At 62.1% G+C, this 18500-nt stretch carries 16 protein-coding genes; all 16 read left to right on the forward strand.

Going from position 1 to position 18500, the window contains the following annotated elements; genetic code table 11:
* Positions 1 to 187: 187 nt before the first annotated feature.
* The 16 genes from rpsB (at position 188) to dnaE (ending at position 18402) form a co-directional block, all read left to right on the forward strand.
* Positions 188 to 928 (forward strand): 30S ribosomal protein S2, encoded by a 741-nt coding sequence (gene rpsB, locus H7993_RS09780; RefSeq protein WP_049862289.1) that lies wholly within the window; start codon positions 188 to 190, stop codon positions 926 to 928.
* A 179-nt stretch (positions 929 to 1107) separates the two neighbouring features.
* Entirely contained in the window at positions 1108 to 1980 is an 873-nt protein-coding gene (tsf, locus tag H7993_RS09785) for a translation elongation factor Ts (protein ID WP_122476588.1), read from the forward strand.
* Between the two features lie 192 nt (positions 1981 to 2172).
* Positions 2173 to 2916 (forward strand): UMP kinase, encoded by a 744-nt coding sequence (gene pyrH / locus H7993_RS09790; protein ID WP_049862287.1) that lies wholly within the window; start codon positions 2173 to 2175, stop codon positions 2914 to 2916.
* Positions 2913 to 3470, forward strand: a complete 558-nt coding sequence (frr, locus tag H7993_RS09795) for a ribosome recycling factor (protein ID WP_122476572.1) — start codon at positions 2913 to 2915, stop codon at positions 3468 to 3470. The genes pyrH and frr overlap by 4 nt, the downstream gene beginning before the upstream one ends.
* 16 nt (positions 3471 to 3486) lie before the next feature.
* Positions 3487 to 4242, forward strand: a complete 756-nt coding sequence (gene uppS / locus H7993_RS09800; protein ID WP_122476571.1) for a polyprenyl diphosphate synthase — start codon at positions 3487 to 3489, stop codon at positions 4240 to 4242.
* Positions 4242 to 5057 (forward strand): phosphatidate cytidylyltransferase, encoded by an 816-nt coding sequence (locus H7993_RS09805; RefSeq protein ID WP_185794262.1) that lies wholly within the window; start codon positions 4242 to 4244, stop codon positions 5055 to 5057. The genes uppS and H7993_RS09805 overlap by 1 nt, the downstream gene beginning before the upstream one ends.
* A complete protein-coding gene (gene ispC, locus H7993_RS09810) occupies positions 5054 to 6244 on the forward strand; it encodes a 1-deoxy-D-xylulose-5-phosphate reductoisomerase (protein ID WP_185794263.1) in 1191 nt (396 codons plus the stop codon). The genes H7993_RS09805 and ispC overlap by 4 nt, the downstream gene beginning before the upstream one ends.
* 30 nt (positions 6245 to 6274) lie before the next feature.
* Positions 6275 to 7624, forward strand: a complete 1350-nt coding sequence (gene rseP / locus H7993_RS09815) for a sigma E protease regulator RseP (RefSeq protein WP_122476566.1) — start codon at positions 6275 to 6277, stop codon at positions 7622 to 7624.
* 73 nt (positions 7625 to 7697) lie between these two features.
* Positions 7698 to 10070 (forward strand): outer membrane protein assembly factor BamA, encoded by a 2373-nt coding sequence (gene bamA / locus H7993_RS09820; RefSeq protein ID WP_185794264.1) that lies wholly within the window; start codon positions 7698 to 7700, stop codon positions 10068 to 10070.
* 44 nt (positions 10071 to 10114) lie between these two features.
* The gene (locus H7993_RS09825) at positions 10115 to 10630 is read left to right on the forward strand and encodes an OmpH/Skp family outer membrane protein (protein ID WP_049862282.1); all 516 of its coding nucleotides are present in this window, start codon (positions 10115 to 10117) and stop codon (positions 10628 to 10630) included.
* Position 10631: 1 nt separating this feature from the next.
* Positions 10632 to 11687 carry a UDP-3-O-(3-hydroxymyristoyl)glucosamine N-acyltransferase gene (gene lpxD, locus H7993_RS09830; RefSeq protein WP_122476563.1) on the forward strand — a complete coding sequence of 352 codons (1056 nt, stop codon included), beginning with the start codon at positions 10632 to 10634 and terminating at the stop codon, positions 11685 to 11687.
* A gap of 111 nt (positions 11688 to 11798) precedes the next feature.
* Entirely contained in the window at positions 11799 to 12239 is a 441-nt protein-coding gene (gene fabZ, locus H7993_RS09835; protein ID WP_043185101.1) for a 3-hydroxyacyl-ACP dehydratase FabZ, read from the forward strand.
* Positions 12236 to 13012 (forward strand): acyl-ACP--UDP-N-acetylglucosamine O-acyltransferase, encoded by a 777-nt coding sequence (gene lpxA / locus H7993_RS09840; protein ID WP_122476561.1) that lies wholly within the window; start codon positions 12236 to 12238, stop codon positions 13010 to 13012. The genes fabZ and lpxA overlap by 4 nt, the downstream gene beginning before the upstream one ends.
* A complete protein-coding gene (gene lpxB / locus H7993_RS09845; RefSeq protein WP_185794265.1) occupies positions 13012 to 14157 on the forward strand; it encodes a lipid-A-disaccharide synthase in 1146 nt (381 codons plus the stop codon). Before lpxA ends, lpxB begins: the two co-directional genes overlap by 1 nt.
* Positions 14158 to 14179: 22 nt before the next feature.
* Positions 14180 to 14809, forward strand: coding sequence for a ribonuclease HII (gene rnhB, locus H7993_RS09850; RefSeq protein WP_163007437.1), 630 nt, complete (start codon positions 14180 to 14182; stop codon positions 14807 to 14809).
* 71 nt (positions 14810 to 14880) lie between these two features.
* Entirely contained in the window at positions 14881 to 18402 is a 3522-nt protein-coding gene (gene dnaE, locus H7993_RS09855) for a DNA polymerase III subunit alpha (protein WP_185794266.1), read from the forward strand.
* The last annotated feature ends 98 nt before the right edge of the window (positions 18403 to 18500 follow it).

Here is an 18500-nt window from a genome sequence, read left to right on the forward strand (position 1 = left end):
GCATCGACGCTATTTCAGGTTTCTATATCGGGGCGGCTATGGTATAAAATGCGCCGCTTTCCGGGGATGCCCTGGAAGCAACCAAACCCACACACGTGTCGACACGATGACCTGGGTGCCGGAGGTTATGCCGCCGGTTGGTCATTGGGATACGTGGAGGCTTAACCCGACTTATCAAGGAACTATCATGTCCCAAGTCAACATGCGCGATATGCTGAAGGCCGGTGTGCACTTCGGTCACCAAACCCGTTACTGGAATCCGAAAATGGGTAAGTACATTTTCGGCGCGCGTAACAAGATCCACATCATCAACCTCGAAAAAACCCTGCCGATGTTCAACGAAGCACTGACCTTCGTAGAGCGCCTGGCCCAGGGCAAGAACAAGATCCTGTTCGTCGGCACCAAGCGTTCCGCCGGCAAGATCGTGGCCGAGGAAGCAGCACGTTGCGGCTCGCCGTACGTCGACCATCGCTGGTTGGGCGGCATGCTGACCAACTTCAAGACCATCCGCGCTTCGATCAAGCGTCTGCGTGACCTGGAAACCCAGGCCGAAGATGGCACGTTCACCAAGCTGACCAAGAAAGAAGCGCTGATGCGCACCCGTGATCTGGAAAAACTGGATCGCAGCCTGGGTGGTATCAAGGACATGGGCGGCCTGCCTGACGCACTGTTCGTCATCGACGTTGACCACGAGCGCATCGCGATCACCGAAGCCAACAAGCTGGGTATCCCGGTCATCGGCGTCGTCGACACCAACAGCAGCCCTGAAGGCGTCGACTACATCATCCCAGGCAACGATGACGCCATTCGCGCCATCCAGCTGTACATGGGTTCGATGGCCGACGCGGTCATCCGTGGTCGCAACCACGTGGCTGGCGGTACTGAAGAATACGTTCAGGACGCACCTGCCGCAGCGGTAGAAGGCTGAGTCTAGACGCCCAGCGTTTACTCGGTACGCAAAAAGGGGGCTAGGCCCCCTTTTTGCCACCTCGAGAACCATTGCCGGCATCGTCACCGCTCCAATTGTAAAGAGCCGCTGGCAAGGTCAAGAATTGAGCGCCCGTTAACGGGTGGAATGGTTAGACACCTATCCAAGAGGAATTTGAAATGGCAGAGATTACTGCAGCGTTGGTCAAAGAACTGCGCGAGCGTACCGGCGAAGGCATGATGGATTGCAAAAAGGCCTTGACCAAGGCCGGCGGCGACATCGAAAAAGCCATCGACGACATGCGTGCTTCCGGCGCCATCAAGGCCGCCAAGAAAGCAGGCAACGTTGCTGCCGAAGGCGCCATTGCCGTCAAGGTTGCTGCCGACAACAAGTCCGCAGTCATCCTGGAAGTCAACTCGCAGACCGACTTCCTGGCTCTGCAGGACGACTTCAAGAACTTCGTCGCCGCCAGCGTGGAAAAGGCTTTCGCCGACCAGCTGACCGACGCCGCTCCACTGATCGCCGCTCAAGAGCCAGCGCGTGAAGCCCTGGTCGGCAAGGTTGGCGAAAACGTCAACATCCGCCGCCTGGTGCGTGTGGAAGGCGACGTTGTCGATGCCTACCTGCATGGCAACAAGATCGGTGTCATCGTGGCCCTGAACGGCGGCAACGCCGAACTGGCTCGCGATATCGCCATGCACGTTGCAGCCAGCAACCCGGAATTCCTGCTGCCATCGCAGGTTTCGGCCGAGGCCATCGAGCGCGAGAAGGGCGTCTTCATGAGCCTCAACGAAGACAAGATCAAGGGCAAGCCAGCCGAGATCGTTGAGAAGATGGTTGCCGGTCGCATCAGCAAGTTCCTTGCCGAAGCCAGCCTGGTCGAGCAGGCGTTCGTCAAGAACCCTGAAGTCAAGGTCGGTGACCTGGCCAAGAAAGCCGGTGCCGAAATCGTTTCGTTCACCTACTTCAAGGTAGGCGAAGGCATCGAGAAGCCTGTCGACAACTTCGCTGACGAAGTTGCCGCACAAGTGGCCGCTGCCAGCAAGCAATAAGACGGATTCGTCCTGTTGCCCCAAAGAGGCTGCCCGCTTACGCGCGCAGCCTCTTTTTCAAAGTTGGCACCCGGATTTAGCCGCTTACAAGGCGCAGGTCCGGTGGTACTGTCGCAGTGCCGCAAGCTAGAGTTAGGCGCGCCGTACATCGGCCCGTCCAGAATTTATTAAACGCCGCAGGAGAGACACGCAATGGCTCAGCAGGTGAGTGGTCGTCAACCTCGCTATAAACGCATTTTGCTCAAACTTAGCGGCGAGGCCCTGATGGGGTCCGAAGATTTCGGGATCGACCCGAAAGTGCTGGACCGCATGGCCCTCGAAGTGGGCCAGTTGGTAGGCATCGGCGTCCAGGTGGGTCTGGTCATCGGCGGTGGCAATCTGTTCCGCGGTGCCGCCCTGAGCGCAGCCGGCATGGACCGTGTCACCGGCGACCACATGGGCATGCTGGCGACCGTGATGAACGCCCTGGCCATGCGCGATGCGCTGGAACGCTCCAACATCGCCGCCATCGTCATGTCGGCCATCTCGATGGTCGGCGTGACCGATCATTACGATCGCCGCAAGGGTATTCGTCACCTCAATTCCGGCGATGTGGTAATTTTCGCCGCCGGCACCGGCAACCCGTTCTTCACCACCGACTCCGCAGCCTGCCTGCGCGCCATCGAGATCGATGCCGACGTGGTGCTCAAGGCGACCAAGGTCGACGGTGTCTACACGGCCGATCCGTTCAAGGATCCCCATGCTGAGAAATTCGACCGCCTGACGTACGATGAAGTACTGGATCGCAAGCTGGGCGTGATGGACCTGACCGCCATCTGCCTGTGCCGCGATCACAAGATGCCGTTGCGGGTATTCAACATGAACAAGCCTGGCGCTCTGCTGAACATCGTAGTGGGCGGCGCCGAAGGAACTCTGATCGAGGAAGGCGAAGTATGATCAACGAAATCAAGAAAGATGCGCAGGCGCGCATGCAGAAATCCCTGGAGTCGCTGCAGCACGCGTTCGGTCGTATCCGTACCGGCAAGGCGCACCCCAGCATTCTGGAAGGCGTTCAGGTCCCTTACTACGGTGCCGACACCCCTATCAACCAGGTCGCCAGCATCAGCGTGAAGGATTCGCGCACCCTGCAGGTTGTCGCGTTCGAGCGCAACATGCTCGGCGCGGTCGACAAGGCCATCGGTGCCGCCGGTCTCAACCTCAACCCGACCAACCTGGGCGAGCTGCTGCTGATCTCCATGCCTGCGCTGACCGAAGAAACCCGCAAGGGCTTCACCAAGCAGGCGCGTGACGCTGCCGAAGACGCCCGCGTGGCCGTGCGCAACATTCGCCGTGACGCACTGAGCCAGTACAAGGATCTGGTCAAGGAAAAGGAAATCAGCGAAGACGAAGAACGTCGCGCCGCCGATGACATCCAGAAGCTGACCGACAAGTTCGTCGCGGACATCGAAACGGCCGTGAAGCAGAAAGAAGCGGACCTGATGGCCGTTTAAGGAATTAGTCCGTCTCATGGAAAAGACCAAGTTGGCTGTACCTTCCACGGTACCGCGGCATGTTGCGATCATCATGGATGGCAACAATCGCTGGGCCAAGAAACGTTTGCTGCCCGGTGTCGCTGGGCACAAGGCCGGTGTGGATGCTGTGCGCGCGGTCATCGAGGTGTGTGCCGAGGCCAAGGTCGAGGTACTGACCTTGTTCGCCTTTTCCAGCGAGAACTGGCAGCGCCCGGCCGACGAGGTCGGGGCGTTGATGGAGCTGTTCTTCAGTGCACTGCGCCGCGAGGCACGGCGGCTGAACGACAACCGCATCAGCCTGCGGATCATCGGTGATCGCTCGCGGTTCCACCCCGACCTGCAGGCCGCCATGCGCGAAGCCGAAGCGGCCACCGCCGGTAACGACCGTTTTGTGCTGCAAATCGCCGCCAACTACGGTGGCCAGTGGGACATTGCCCAGGCGGCGCAGCGTCTTGCCCGGGAAGTCCAGGCCGGTCACCTCAAGCCGGAGGAGATCACTCCCGATCTGTTGCAGACCTGCCTGGCCACCGGTGACCTGCCTTTGCCGGATCTGTGCATCCGTACCGGCGGCGAGCATCGCATCAGCAACTTCCTGCTGTGGCAACTGGCCTACGCCGAGCTGTATTTTTCCGACCTGTTCTGGCCGGATTTCAAACACGAGGCCATGCGCACGGCGCTGGCCGATTTCGCTTCGCGCCAGCGCAGGTTCGGTAAAACGAGCGAGCAGGTCGAAGCCGGAGCCCGTGCTTAATGCTTAAACAACGCATCATCACTGCGCTGATCCTCCTGCCGATTGCCCTGTGCGGCTTCTTCCTGCTCGAAGGCGCAGGGTTCGCCCTGTTCATCGGCCTGGTGGTTACCTTGGGCGCGTGGGAGTGGGCGCGGCTGGCCGGGTTCGAAAAACAGTCGGCGCGCATTGCCTTCGCCGCTGTGGTAGCGGGTCTGTTGTTCTTCCTCTACCTGACGCCGGGCCTGGCGCCGTTCGTGCTCGGCGCGGCGGTGCTGTGGTGGTGCCTGGCCACGTTCCTGGTGCTGACCTACCCGCGCACCAGCGAACATTGGGCCAGCCTTGCCTGCAAGCTGCTCATTGGCCTGCTGATCCTGCTGCCGGCCTGGCAAGGGCTGGTGCTGCTCAAGGGCTGGCCGCTGGGCAACTGGCTGATCATGACCGTCATGGTGCTGGTATGGGGTGCCGACATCGGCGCCTACTTCACCGGCAAGGCCCTGGGCAAGCGCAAGCTGGCGCCCCAGGTCAGCCCCGGCAAGAGCTGGGAAGGTTTCTACGGCGGGCTGGTGACCAGCCTGCTGATCACCCTGGCGATCGGCCTGGTGCGCGACTGGGGAATCGGCCAGACGCTCGCGGGCCTGATCGGCGCGGCGATCGTGGTGGCCCTCTCGGTCGTCGGTGACCTGACCGAAAGCATGTTCAAGCGTCGCTCCGGCATCAAGGACAGCAGCAATCTGTTGCCGGGCCATGGCGGTGTGCTCGATCGCATCGACAGTCTGACCGCGGCGGTACCGGTGTTTGCCGTGCTGCTGTGGGCTGCCGGCTGGGGCGTGATGTGAGCGGCGTGCAGCGCATTACCGTGCTGGGCGCGACCGGCTCCATCGGCCTGAGCACACTCGACGTCATCGCCCGGCATCCGGACCGCTACAGCGCATTTGCCCTGAGCGGCTTCTCGCGCATGGACGAGCTGTTGGCACTGTGCCTTGTGCATCGCCCGGTGTTTGCCGTGGTGCCCAGTCAGGAACGTGCCAGCGCCTTGCAGCAGGCATTGCGCCAGGCCGGCTCGCGCACCGAAGTGCTGGTGGGTGAAGAAGGGCTGTGCCAGGTGGCCGCTGCGCCGGAAGTGGATGCGGTGATGGCGGCCATCGTCGGCGCAGCCGGGCTGCGCCCGACCTTGGCCGCGGTCCATGCCGGCAAGAAAGTGCTGCTCGCCAACAAGGAAGCGCTGGTCATGTCCGGGGCACTGTTCATGCAGGCCGTACGCGACAGCGGGGCCGTGGTGCTGCCTATCGACAGCGAACACAACGCGATTTTCCAGTGCATGCCCGGTGATTTCGAGCGCGGCCTGGGCAATGTCGGCGTGCGGCGCATCTTGCTGACTGCATCGGGTGGTCCGTTTCGGCAGACACCGCTGGAAGAATTGGAACAGGTCACGCCGGAGCAGGCGTGCGCTCATCCCAACTGGTCGATGGGGCGCAAGATTTCCGTCGACTCGGCCAGCATGATGAACAAGGGCCTGGAGCTGATCGAGGCGTGCTGGCTGTTCGACGCGCGACCCGCGCAGATCGAAGTGGTCGTGCATCCGCAGAGCGTGATCCATTCCCTGGTCGACTATGTCGACGGCTCGGTGCTGGCTCAGCTGGGCAACCCTGATATGCGCACGCCGATCGCCCATGCCATGGCCTGGCCGCAGCGTGTCGATTCGGGTGTGGCACCCCTGGACCTGTTCGCCATTGCGCGGCTCGATTTCGAAGCGCCCGATGAACAACGCTTTCCTTGCCTGCGCCTGGCTCGGCAGGCCGCGGAGGCGGGCGACAGCGCCCCGGCCATGCTCAACGCGGCGAACGAAATCGCGGTAGCGGCGTTCCTCGAGCGTCGCATACGCTACCCGCAGATCCCGCGTATGATCGAGGACGTCCTCAATCGGGAACCGGTGGTGGCGCTGGATACGCTCGACACGGTCTTCGCCGCGGATGCTCGCGCGCGGGACCTGGCCCAGCAATGGTTGAACCAGCACGGGTGCTGACCCCTGCATGGCCGTAGTTCGGAGAGAGTTATGAGTGCGCTCTACATGATTATCGGCACCCTGGTGGCATTGGGTGTGCTGGTTACCTTTCACGAGTTCGGCCATTTCTGGGTCGCACGGCGTTGTGGCGTCAAGGTGCTGCGTTTTTCCGTGGGCTTCGGCACGCCCCTGTTGCGCTGGCATGACCGCCAGGGCACCGAGTTCGTGGTGGCGGCGATTCCGCTGGGTGGCTACGTCAAGATGCTCGACGAGCGCGAGGGCGACGTGCCGGCCGATCAGGTCGAGCAGTCGTTCAATCGCAAGAGTGTGCGTCAGCGCATCGCCATCGTCGCCGCCGGGCCTGCGGCCAACTTTCTGCTCGCCCTAGTGTTCTTCTGGCTGCTGGCGATGCTCGGCACCCAGCAGCTCAAGCCGGTGGTCGGTTCGGTCGAGCCGGGCAGCATCGCGGCAACCGCCGGTCTGATGGCAGGTGAGGAAATCGTTGCGGTGGATGGCGAAAGCACCGCCGGTTGGGCTGCGGTGAACCTGCAAATGGTACGGCGCCTGGGCGAAACCGGTGCCTTGCAGTTGACCGTGCGCGAACCTGGCTCCAGCAATGAAGCCACTCGCTCGCTGGCCCTTAACCAGTGGTTGCAAGGTTCCGACGAGCCTGATCCGATTCGCTCGCTGGGCATTCGGCCGTGGCGTCCGGCGCTGGCGCCGATACTCGCCGAGCTTGATCCCAACGGCCCGGCGCAGGCCGCCGGTTTGCGTACCGGGGACCGTCTGCTGGCGCTGGACGGCCAGCCCCTGGGCGATTGGCAGCAGGTCGTGGACCTGGTCCGCGAGCGTCCCGACAGCCGAATCGTGCTGCGCGTGGAGCGCGACAACGCGCCACTGGATGTCCCGGTCAACCTGGTTTCCAAAGGTGAAGGCAAGGCCGCCGGGTACCTCGGCGCCGGGGTGAAACCGGTCGAGTGGCCACCGCAGATGCTGCGTGAAGTCAGCTACGGGCCGCTCGATGCCGTGGTCGAGGGCGCCAGGCGTACCTGGACCATGAGCGTGCTGACCCTTGATTCCCTGAAGAAAATGCTGTTCGGCGAGCTCTCGGTAAAAAACTTGAGTGGACCGATAACCATTGCTAAAGTGGCGGGCGCTTCGGCCCAGTCGGGTTTTGGGGATTTCCTGAATTTCCTCGCCTACCTGAGCATAAGCCTCGGAGTTCTCAATTTGCTGCCCATTCCAGTACTGGATGGGGGGCATCTGCTGTTCTACCTGATCGAGTGGGTGCGTGGTCGCCCAGTCTCCGATCGGGTACAGGGTTGGGGAATCCAGATCGGCATCAGTCTGGTGGTTGGGGTCATGCTGCTTGCCCTGATAAACGATCTGGGTCGACTGTAACGCTTCGCTCGTTTGCGAACCTGCCGCTTCTGCGGCAGTTTGTTTATTGCCAGTTGGAATAAGAAAGGACTTCATGAAACGTCTGCTGCTAACTGCGGTTCTTGCCGTACTGATGATCGCTGAAGTTCACGCCGCGTCCTTCACCATCTCCGATATCCGTGTCAACGGGCTGCAGCGGGTTTCCGCCGGCAGCGTGTTTGGCGCGTTGCCGTTGAACGTAGGTGACCAGGCCGACGACGGTCGCCTGGTGGAATCGACCCGTGCACTCTTTAAAACCGGGTTCTTCCAGGATATCCAGCTGGGCCGGGACGGTAACGTCCTGGTGATCACCGTGGTCGAACGACCCTCGGTGGCCAGTATCGACATCGAAGGCAACAAGGCCATCTCCACCGAAGACCTGATGAAGGGCCTCAAGCAGTCCGGCCTGGCCGAAGGCGAGATCTTCCAGCGTGCCACCCTCGAAGGCGTGCGCAACGAACTGCAGCGCCAGTACGTGGCTCAGGGTCGCTATTCGGCGTCGGTCGACACCGAAGTGGTCACCCAGCCGCGCAACCGCGTGGCCCTGAAGATCAACATCAACGAAGGCACGGTCGCGGCCATCCAGCACATCAACGTGGTGGGCAACTCGGTGTTCCCCGAGGAAGACCTGACCGACCTGTTCGAACTCAAGACGTCCAACTGGCTGTCGTTCTTCCGCAACGATGACAAGTACGCACGGGAAAAGCTGTCCGGTGACCTGGAGCGTCTGCGTTCCTACTACCTGGACCGCGGTTACATCAACATGGACATCGCGTCCACCCAGGTGTCGATCACCCCGGACAAGAAACACGTCTACATCACCGTCAACGTCAACGAAGGTGAAAAGTACACCGTTCGCGACGTCAAGCTCAGCGGCGACCTCAAGGTCCCCGAAGATCAGGTCCAGCAGCTGATGCTGGTGAAGAAGGGCCAGGTGTTCTCGCGCAAGGTCATGACCTCCACGTCCGAGCTGATCACCCGCCGCCTGGGTAACGACGGCTACACCTTTGCCAACGTCAACGGCGTGCCTCAGCCGCACGACGAGGACCACACGGTCGACATCACCTTCGTGGTCGATCCGGGCAAGCGTGCCTACGTCAACCGCATCAACTTCCGCGGCAACACCAAGTCGGAAGACGAAGTGCTGCGTCGCGAAATGCGCCAGATGGAAGGCGGCTGGGCGTCGACCTACCTGATCGACCAATCCAAGACCCGCCTCGAGCGCCTTGGCTTCTTCAAGGAAGTGAACGTCGAGACGCCGGCCGTACCGGGCACCGACGACCAGGTCGACGTCAACTACGCCGTGGAAGAGCAAGCCTCCGGTTCGATCACCGCCAGCGTCGGCTTCGCCCAGAGCGCCGGCCTGATCCTCGGTGGTTCGATCAGCCAGAACAACTTCCTGGGTACCGGTAACCGTGTGTCCATCGGCCTGACCCGCAGCGAATACCAGAGCCGTTACAACTTCAGCTACACCGATCCGTACTACACGCCGGACGGCGTCAGCCTGGGCTACAACGCGTTCTACCGCACCACCGACTACGACGACCTCGACGTCGACGTGGCCAGCTACGCCGTGGACAGCCTCGGCGCCGGCATGAACTTCGGCTACCCGATCAGCGAGACCTCGCGACTGACCTTCGGCTTGAGCGTCCAGCAGGACGAAATCAAGACGGGTAACTACACCGTCGAAGAGATCTTCGATTTCACCGAGAAGGAAGGCGACAAGTTCCTCAACTTCAAGGCATCGGCCGGCTGGTCGTCGTCCACTTTGAACAAGGGCGTACTGCCAACCCGCGGTGCTTCGCAAAGCTTGACCGGTGAAGTGACCATTCCTGGCAGCGACCTGTCGTTCTTCAAGATCGACTACCGCAACCAGGCGTTCGTGCCGATCACCGAAAACTACACCATGCGCTTCCACACCGAACTGGGCTACGGCGATGGCTACGGTTCCACCGACGGCCTGCCGTTCTACGAGAACTACTATGCCGGTGGCTTCAACTCGGTCCGTGGTTTCAAGGACAGCACGTTGGGCCCGCGCAGTACCCCGAGTCAGCGTAACGACGCGCGCGGCACGCTCGAAGACCCGGATCAGGACCCCCTGGCCTTCGGCGGCAACGTACAGATCACCGGTGGTGCCGAAATCCTCTTCCCGCTGCCGTTCGTCAAGGATCAGCGCTCGCTGCGAACCTCGCTGTTCGTCGACGTGGGTAACGTGTTCGACACCAACTGCAATGACAGCAAGACGTCGACAGGCGAAACGGTGCGTTGCAACGACATCGACATTGCCAACATGGCCGTCTCCGCCGGCTTGGGTGTGACCTGGATCACCGCCCTCGGCCCACTGAGCTTCAGCCTGGCGATGCCGGTCAAGAAGCCTGACAATGCCGAAACCCAGGTCTTCCAATTCTCTCTGGGCCAGACCTTCTAAGGTCTGCTCCTTGGCAACAACAACGGATTTTGTAGGAGTTTATTGTGCGCAAGTTGACTCAAATGGTTGTTCTGGCCGCGACCCTCGCCGCCTCGTTGGGTGCCACTCCGGCTTTCGCCGACATGAAAATCGCCGTTCTGAACTATCAGATGGCCTTGCTCGAGTCCGACGCCGCGAAGAAATACGCGGTCGACGCGGAGAAGAAATTCGGCCCGCAGCTGAGCAAGCTGAAAACCCTGGAAAGCAGCGCCAAGAGCATTCAGGACCGTCTGGTTGCCGGTGGCGACAAGATGGCCCAGCCCGAGCGCGAGCGTCTGGAGCTTGAATTCAAGCAGAAAGCCCGCGACTTCCAGTTCCAGTCCAAGGAACTGAACGAAGCCAAGGCCGTTGCCGACCGCGAAATGCTCAAGCAGCTCAAGCCCAAGCTCGACGGCGCCGTTGAAGAAGTCATCAAGAAGGGCGCCTTCGACCTGGTTCTGGAGCGCGGTGCGGTGATTGATGTCAAGCCTCAGTTCGACATCACGCGCCAGGTCATCGAGCGCATGAATCAGTCGCGCTGATATGACAGCGACCATGAAGCTCGGCCAATTGGCCGAGTTCCTGGGGGCCACGGTCAGTGGCGACCCGGAGAAGATCATCACTGGGCTGGCCACCTTGCAGGAGGCCGGCCCAGCTCAGCTGAGCTTTCTGGCCAACCCGCAGTACCGCAAGTTCCTCCCCGACAGCCATGCCGGCGCCGTACTGCTCAAGGCCGCCGATGCCGAAGGCTTTCAAGGCGATGCACTGATCGTCCCCGATCCCTACCTTGCCTATGCGCGGATCTCCCACCTGTTCGATCCCAAGCCCCGCGCCAGCGCCGGTGTTCATCCGACGGCCGTCATTGCAGACGACGCACAGGTCGATGCCGCCGCCAGTGTCGGGCCGTTTGCCGTGATCGAAAGCGGTGCCAGGATCGCTGCCGGGGTAACCGTCGGCGCGCATTGCTTCATCGGTGCGCGGTGCGAGATCGGTGAAGGTGGCTGGTTGGCGCCGCGCGTGACCCTCTATCACGACGTGCGCATCGGCAAGCGCGTGGTCATACAGTCCGGTGCGGTGCTGGGTGGCGAGGGCTTTGGTTTCGCCAACGAGAAGGGCGTCTGGCAGAAGATCGCCCAGATCGGCGGGGTCAGCATCGGTGACGACTGCGAGATCGGCGTGAACACCGCCGTGGACCGCGGCGCGTTGGCCGATACCCTGATCGGCAACGGTGTGAAGCTCGACAACCAGATCCAGATTGCCCACAACGTGCAGATTGGCGACAACACAGCCATGGCCGCCTGTGTCGGCATTTCGGGAAGCAGCAAGATCGGCAAGAATTGCATGCTCGCAGGCGGTGTAGGCCTGGTCGGGCACATCGAGATCTGCGATGGGGTATTCATCACCGGCATGACCATGGTGACCCATTCGATCACCGAACCCGGTGCCTATTCCTCGGGTACGGCGATGCAGCCAGCGGCCGAGTGGCGCAAGAGCGCCGCGCGACTGCGGCAGTTGGACGACATGGCGCGCCGCCTCAAGCAGGTGGAAAAGCGTGTCGAGGCAGTGACCCAAGGCGGTAAAGCGTCATCTGATGGCTGATACCCTTTCCATATCAAGTGTGCCCAGCCGCTAGACTGCCCCTTGATTTGCAATAGGAGTGTCGCGCGTCAGCCGCGCGCTCCCTATCTTTACTACAGGCTTCCCCCCGAAATGATGGACATCAACGAGATTCGCGAATACCTGCCGCACCGCTATCCCTTTCTGCTGGTGGATCGCGTAGTGGAGCTGGACGTCGAAAGCCAGAGCATTCGCGCCTACAAGAATGTCAGCATCAACGAGCCGTTCTTCAATGGTCACTTTCCCGCGCACCCGATCATGCCGGGCGTGTTGATCATCGAAGCCATGGCCCAGGCCGCCGGCATCCTTGGTTTCAAGATGCTCGATGTCAAACCGGCCGACGGTACGCTCTACTACTTCGTGGGTTCGGACAAGCTGCGTTTCCGCCAGCCCGTGCTGCCCGGCGACCAACTGATCCTGGAAGCCAAGTTCATCAGCTGCAAGCGGCAGATCTGGAAGTTCGACTGCAAGGCTTCGGTCGACGGCAAGCCGGTCTGCTCGGCCGAGATCATCTGTGCGGAACGCAAGCTATGAGTTTGATTGACCCTCGCGCCATCATCGACCCGTCCGCCGTTCTGGCAGATGGCGTCGAAGTCGGCCCTTGGTCGATCGTTGGTGCGGGCGTGGAAATCGGCGAGGGCACCGTGATCGGTCCCCATGTCATCCTCAAGGGGCCGACCCGCATCGGCAGGCACAACCGCATCTACCAGTTTTCCTCCATCGGGGAAGACACGCCGGACCTCAAGTACAAGGGCGAAGAAACCCGTCTGGTCATCGGTGACCACAACGTCATCCGCGAAGGCGTGACCATTCACCGTGGCACCGTGCAGGACCGCGCCGAAACCACGCTGGGCGATCACAACCTGATCATGGCTTACGCCCACATCGGGCACGACAGCGTGATCGGCAACCACTGCATCCTAGTCAACAACACGGCACTGGCCGGCCATGTGCACGTGCACGATTGGGCGATCCTTTCCGGCTTTACCCTGGTGCACCAGTATTGCCACATCGGTGCCCACAGCTTTTCGGGCATGGGCACGGCCATCGGCAAGGACGTGCCGGCCTATGTCACGGTGTTCGGCAACCCGGCCGAAGCCCGCAGCATGAATTTCGAAGGCATGCGCCGCCGCGGCTTCAGCGACGACGCCATCCACGCCCTGCGCCGTGCCTACAAGACGGTCTATCGCCGAGGCTTGACCGTCGAGCAGGCATTGCTCGATCTGGCCGAGCCAGCGCGTCTGTACCCCGAGGTCGACGTCTTCCTCAAGTCGATCCAGTCCTCGACCCGCGGCATCACCCGTTGATGTCTCACCCCGCAGCGCTGACCGTGGCATTGGTGGCAGGTGAAGCCAGCGGCGATATCCTGGGTTCGGGGCTGATGCGCGCGCTCAAGGCACGCCATCCGCACATCCAGTTCATCGGCGTCGGGGGTCCGCTGATGGAAGCCCAAGGGCTGGTCAGTCGCTTCCCCATGGAGCGTCTGTCGGTCATGGGCCTGGTCGAGGTGCTGGGTCGCCTGCGCGAACTGCTGGCCCGGCGCAAGCAGCTGGTTGCCGAGCTGATCGCGTGCAAGCCGGACGTGTTCATCGGCATCGACGCTCCTGACTTTACCCTCAACATCGAGCTCAAGCTGCGCCAGGCCGGTATCAAGACCGTGCACTACGTCAGCCCTTCGGTGTGGGCGTGGCGGCAGAAGCGGGTGCTGAAGATTCGCCAGGGCTGCGACCTGATGCTGACGCTGCTGCCCTTCGAGGCCAGGTTCTACGAGGAGCAGGGCGTGCCGGTGCGCTTCGTTGGCCATCCCTTGGCCGACACCATTGCGCTGCACGCCGATCGCGGTCAGGCCCGCGCACAGCTGGGCCTGGCGGGTGATTTTCCGGTCGTGGCGCTGATGCCGGGCAGCCGCGGCGGCGAAGTCGGTCGCCTGGGCGAGTTGTTCCTCGACAGCGCCCAGTTGCTGTTGCAGGCGCACCCGCAGATGCGTTTCGTCATCCCATGCGCCAACCCACAGCGCCGCGCGCAACTGGAGCAGATGCTCGTCGGGCGGACGTTGCCGGTGACCTTGCTCGACGGTGACTCGCACACCGCGCTGGCCGCCTGTGATGCGGTACTCATCGCCTCCGGCACGGCCACCCTCGAAGCCTTGTTGTACAAGCGCCCGATGGTAGTCGCCTACCGGCTGGCGCCCCTGACGTACTGGATTCTCAAGCGTATGGTCAAAAGCCCCTACGTGTCGTTGCCCAACCTGCTGGCCCAGCGCATGCTGGTCCCCGAGCTGCTGCAGGATGAGGCCACGCCCCAGGCCCTGGCCGACCGGCTGCTGCCCCTGCTGGCGAGCGGTGAAGAACAGACCAGCGGCTTCGATGCTATTCACCGCACGCTGCGCCGTGATGCGTCCAACCAGGCGGCCGAGGCCGTGTTGCAACTGATAGGCAGGAACGATGGCTAAGCCTCCACAGACAAGCAGGCAACTGCAGATGGGGCTGGATTTCGATCTGGTCGAAGAGCTGGTTGCCGGTGTCGACGAAGTCGGCCGCGGGCCGCTGTGCGGCGCGGTGGTGACGGCAGCGGTGATTCTCGATCCGCGACGGCCGATCCTCGGGCTCAACGATTCGAAAAAGCTCACCGAAGCGCGTCGTGAACTGCTTTACGAAGAGATCTGCGAGAAAGCCCTGGCCTGGTGCATCGCTCGCGCCGAAGTCGAAGAGATCGACCGTCTGAACATTCTGCACGCAACCATGCTCGCCATGCAGCGGGCGGTGCAGGGCCTGAGCATCACGCCAAGGCTTGCACTGATCGACGGCAATCGCTGTCCGCAACTGGACGTGCCCAGCGCTCCGGTGATCCAGGGTGATGCCAAGGTCCCGGCGATCGCCGCCGCTTCGATCCTGGCCAAGGTCAGCCGCGACCGGGAAATGTCTGCATTCGAATTGATCTACCCCGGCTATGGCATGGGCGGGCACAAGGGCTACCCTACACCGGTGCACCTGGAAGCCTTGGCCCGGCTGGGCCCGACGCCCATTCACCGGCGATCGTTCGCACCGGTTCGTGCCGCATGGCAGGCGCGCGAAAGCAGCGATCAAGCGCCCGCGTGGGTCTAGCAGGCTGATGTTTTGATCAAGGCCCGGTACAATCCGGGCCTTGTCGTTCTACCGCAACCCATAGGATCAACATGTCGGTTTCCTTCGTTCATCTTCGCCTGCACACCGAATACTCGCTGGTCGACGGCCTGGTGCGGATCAAGCCGCTGGTCAAGGCGCTGGCCGGCATGAACATGCCGGCGGTAGCGGTGACCGACCAGAACAACATGTGTTCGCTGGTGAAGTTCTACAAGGCAGCCATGGGCGCCGGCATCAAGCCGATCTGCGGTGCCGACCTGTGGCTGGCCAACCGCGACCCCGATGGCCAGTTGAGCCGCATCAGCCTGCTGGCGATGAACGCAGTCGGCTATCGCAACATTACCGAACTGATTTCCCGTGGCTTCATCGAGGGCCAGCGCAATGGCCAGGTGATCGTCGAACGGCAGTGGGTGGCCGAAGCCAGTGAAGGGGTGATCTGCCTGTCGGCGGGCAAGGAGGGCGAGATCGGCATGGCGCTGCTGGGCGGTTACCCGGGCGATGCCGACAACCTGTTGCGCGAATGGATGGCGATTTTCCCCGAGCGGTTCTATGTCGAGGTGCAGCGGACCAATCGCACCAACGACGAAGAATACCTGCACGCGGCCGTGGCCCTGGCCGACCGTCTGGGCGCGCCACTGGTGGCCACCAACGACGTGCGCTTCATCAAGCAGGAAGACTTCGAAGCCCACGAAACCCGCGTGTGCATCGGTGAAGGCCGGGCGCTGGACGACCCGCGCCGCAACAAGAACTACAGCGACCAGCAGTACCTCAAGAGCGCCGAGGAAATGGCCGAGCTGTTCAGCGACTTGCCCGAGGCGCTTGAAAACACGGTCGAGATCGCCAGGCGTTGCAACATCGACGTCAAGCTGGGCAAGCACTTCCTGCCCGACTATCCGATTCCCGATGGCATGACCATTGACGAATATTTCCGCAAGGTCTCGTTCGACGGCCTGGAAGAACGCCTTGCCGTGCTGTTGCCCAGGGACACCACCGAGGATTACGAGGCGCGCCGCCAGGTCTATGTCGACCGGCTGAATTTCGAGCTCGACATCATCATCCAGATGGGCTTTCCCGGCTACTTCCTGATCGTGATGGACTTCATCCAGTGGGCCAAGAGCAACGGCGTGCCGGTCGGTCCGGGCCGCGGTTCGGGCGCAGGTTCGCTGGTGGCCTACGTGCAGAAGATCACCGACCTCGATCCGCTGGAATACGACCTGCTGTTCGAGCGCTTTCTCAACCCCGAGCGGGTCTCCATGCCCGACTTCGACGTCGACTTCTGCATGGATGGCCGCGACCGGGTCATCGACTACGTGGCCGACAAATATGGCCGCAATGCGGTGAGCCAGATCATCACCTTCGGTTCCATGGCGGCCAAGGCGGTGGTGCGCGACGTGGCGCGGGTGCAGGGCAAGTCCTATGGCCTGGCCGACCGGCTGTCCAAGATGATTCCGTTCGAAGTCGGCATGACCCTGGAAAAAGCCTACGAACAGGAAGAAATTCTCCGCGACTTCATCAAGGTCGACGAAGAAGCCGCGGAAATCTGGGACATGGCGCGCAAGCTCGAGGGCGTGGTGCGTAACGTCGGCAAGCACGCCGGTGGTGTGGTGATCGCGCCGACCAAACTGACCGACTTCGCGCCGATCTACTGCGACGAGGCCGGCGACGGCTTGGTGACCCAGTTCGACAAGGATGACGTGGAAGCCGCCGGCCTGGTCAAGTTCGACTTCCTTGGCCTGCGCACCCTGACCATCATCGACTGGGCGTTGAAGACCATCAACCGCGACCGTGCCAAGGTCAACGAAGCGCCGCTGGACATCGCGTTCATTCCGCTCGACGACAAACCGACCTACCAGCTGCTGCAGAAGGCCGAGACCACGGCGGTGTTCCAGCTCGAGTCGCGCGGCATGAAGGAGCTGATCAAGAAGCTCAAGCCCGACTGCCTGGAAGACCTCATCGCCCTGGTGGCCCTGTTCCGACCGGGGCCGCTGCAGTCGGGCATGGTGGACGACTTCATCAACCGCAAGCACGGCCGCGCCGAACTGGCCTATCCGCATTCGGATTACCAGTACGAAGGCCTGAAGCCGGTGCTGGCGCCGACCTACGGCATCATCCTGTATCAAGAGCAGGTGATGCAGATCGCCCAGGTCATGGCGGGCTACACCCTCGGTGGCGCCGACATGCTGCGCCGCGCCATGGGCAAGAAGAAGCCCGAGGAGATGGCCAAGCAGCGCGGTGGCTTCATCGAAGGCTGCGCGAGCAACAATATCGACCCGGACCTGGCCGGGAACATTTTTGACCTGGTGGAAAAATTCGCCGGCTACGGTTTCAACAAGTCCCACTCTGCCGCCTATGGGTTGGTGTCCTACCAGACCGCCTGGCTCAAGACCCACTACCCGGCGCCGTTCATGGCTGCGGTGCTCTCGGCGGACATGCACAACACCGACAAGGTCGTGACCCTGATCGAAGAAGTGCGCACCATGAAGCTGCGCCTGGACGCGCCGGACGTGAACAATTCCGAGTTCAAGTTCACGGTCAACGACGACGGCCGCATCGTCTATGGGCTGGGCGCGATCAAGGGTGTCGGCGAAGGCCCGGTGGAGGCGATCATCGAGGCGCGTCAGGCCGGCCCGTTCAAGGACCTGTTCGACTTCTGCGAGCGCGTCGACCTCAAGCGCATCAACAAGCGCACACTCGACGGCCTGATCCGCAGTGGCGCGATCGACCGCCTGGGCCCGCATTTCCATGATGAAACCAAGGCCTACCAGGCCAACATCGACCGCAACCGCGCGGTCTTGCTGGCGGCCATGGAAGGGGCGATCAAGGCAGCGGAACAGACTGCACGCACCCACGACAGCGGCCACGACGACCTGTTTGGCGGGGTGTTCGTCGAAGCCGACGCCGATGTCTATGCCAGCCATCGCAAGGCCAAGGAACTCACGCTCAAGGAGCGGCTGCGCGGCGAGAAGGAAACCCTGGGGCTGTACCTGACCGGGCATCCGATCGACGAATACGAAGGCGAGATCCGCCGCTTCGCACGCCAGCGCATCATCGACCTCAAGCCTTCGCGCGAGACCCAGACAGTGGCCGGCATGGTCATCGCCCTGCGGGTGATGAAGAACAAGAAGGGCGACAAGATGGGCTTCATCACCCTCGATGACCGTTCGGCACGTATCGAGGCGTCGTTGTTCGCCGATGCCTTCATGTCGGCTCAGTCGCTGCTGCAGACCGATGCCATGGTGGTGGTGGAAGGGGAGGTCAGTAACGACGATTTCTCCGGTGGCCTGCGCCTGCGCGTCAAGCGCGTGATGAGCATGGAGGATGCGCGCACCAACCTGGCCGAAAGCCTGCGCCTCAAGGTGCACGCCGATGGGCTGGGGGGGGACCGGTTGAGCTGGCTTGGCGAATTGTGCCGTCAGCACCGTGGCGCCTGCCCGATCACCATGGAGTACACCAGCAGCGATGCCAAGGCGACGCTGCAGTTCGGCGAGGGCTGGCGCATCGACCCGGCCGACAGCTTGATTCAAGCGCTGCGTGACCAGTTCGGCCGCGAGAACGTCTTTCTGCAATATCGTTGAACTGGCCCTGCGGGGCGGGTTCGACCACAATTAATAAACTCGACCTGAACGCGCCGTTTCCTTTAAGGTATGGCGCCAAACGGATCAACCGGCCGGCC

The sequence above is a fragment of the Pseudomonas baltica genome (assembly GCF_014235765.1).
Taxonomy (GTDB): Bacteria; Pseudomonadota; Gammaproteobacteria; order Pseudomonadales; family Pseudomonadaceae; genus Aquipseudomonas; species Aquipseudomonas baltica.

Excerpts from the sequence above, each read along its gene's own strand:
- rpsB (WP_049862289.1), top strand. The coding sequence starts at position 188 with ATGTCCCAAGTCAACATGCGCGATATGCTGAAGGCCGGTGTGCACTTC.
- tsf (WP_122476588.1), top strand. The coding sequence starts at position 1,108 with ATGGCAGAGATTACTGCAGCGTTGGTCAAAGAACTGCGCGAGCGTACC.
- pyrH (WP_049862287.1), top strand. The coding sequence starts at position 2,173 with ATGGCTCAGCAGGTGAGTGGTCGTCAACCTCGCTATAAACGCATTTTG.
- frr (WP_122476572.1), top strand. The coding sequence starts at position 2,913 with ATGATCAACGAAATCAAGAAAGATGCGCAGGCGCGCATGCAGAAATCC.
- uppS (WP_122476571.1), top strand. The coding sequence starts at position 3,487 with ATGGAAAAGACCAAGTTGGCTGTACCTTCCACGGTACCGCGGCATGTT.
- H7993_RS09805 (WP_185794262.1), top strand. The coding sequence starts at position 4,242 with ATGCTTAAACAACGCATCATCACTGCGCTGATCCTCCTGCCGATTGCC.
- rseP (WP_122476566.1), top strand. The coding sequence starts at position 6,275 with ATGAGTGCGCTCTACATGATTATCGGCACCCTGGTGGCATTGGGTGTG.
- bamA (WP_185794264.1), top strand. The coding sequence starts at position 7,698 with ATGAAACGTCTGCTGCTAACTGCGGTTCTTGCCGTACTGATGATCGCT.
- lpxD (WP_122476563.1), top strand. The coding sequence starts at position 10,632 with ATGACAGCGACCATGAAGCTCGGCCAATTGGCCGAGTTCCTGGGGGCC.
- fabZ (WP_043185101.1), top strand. The coding sequence starts at position 11,799 with ATGATGGACATCAACGAGATTCGCGAATACCTGCCGCACCGCTATCCC.
- lpxA (WP_122476561.1), top strand. The coding sequence starts at position 12,236 with ATGAGTTTGATTGACCCTCGCGCCATCATCGACCCGTCCGCCGTTCTG.
- lpxB (WP_185794265.1), top strand. The coding sequence starts at position 13,012 with ATGTCTCACCCCGCAGCGCTGACCGTGGCATTGGTGGCAGGTGAAGCC.
- dnaE (WP_185794266.1), top strand. The coding sequence starts at position 14,881 with ATGTCGGTTTCCTTCGTTCATCTTCGCCTGCACACCGAATACTCGCTG.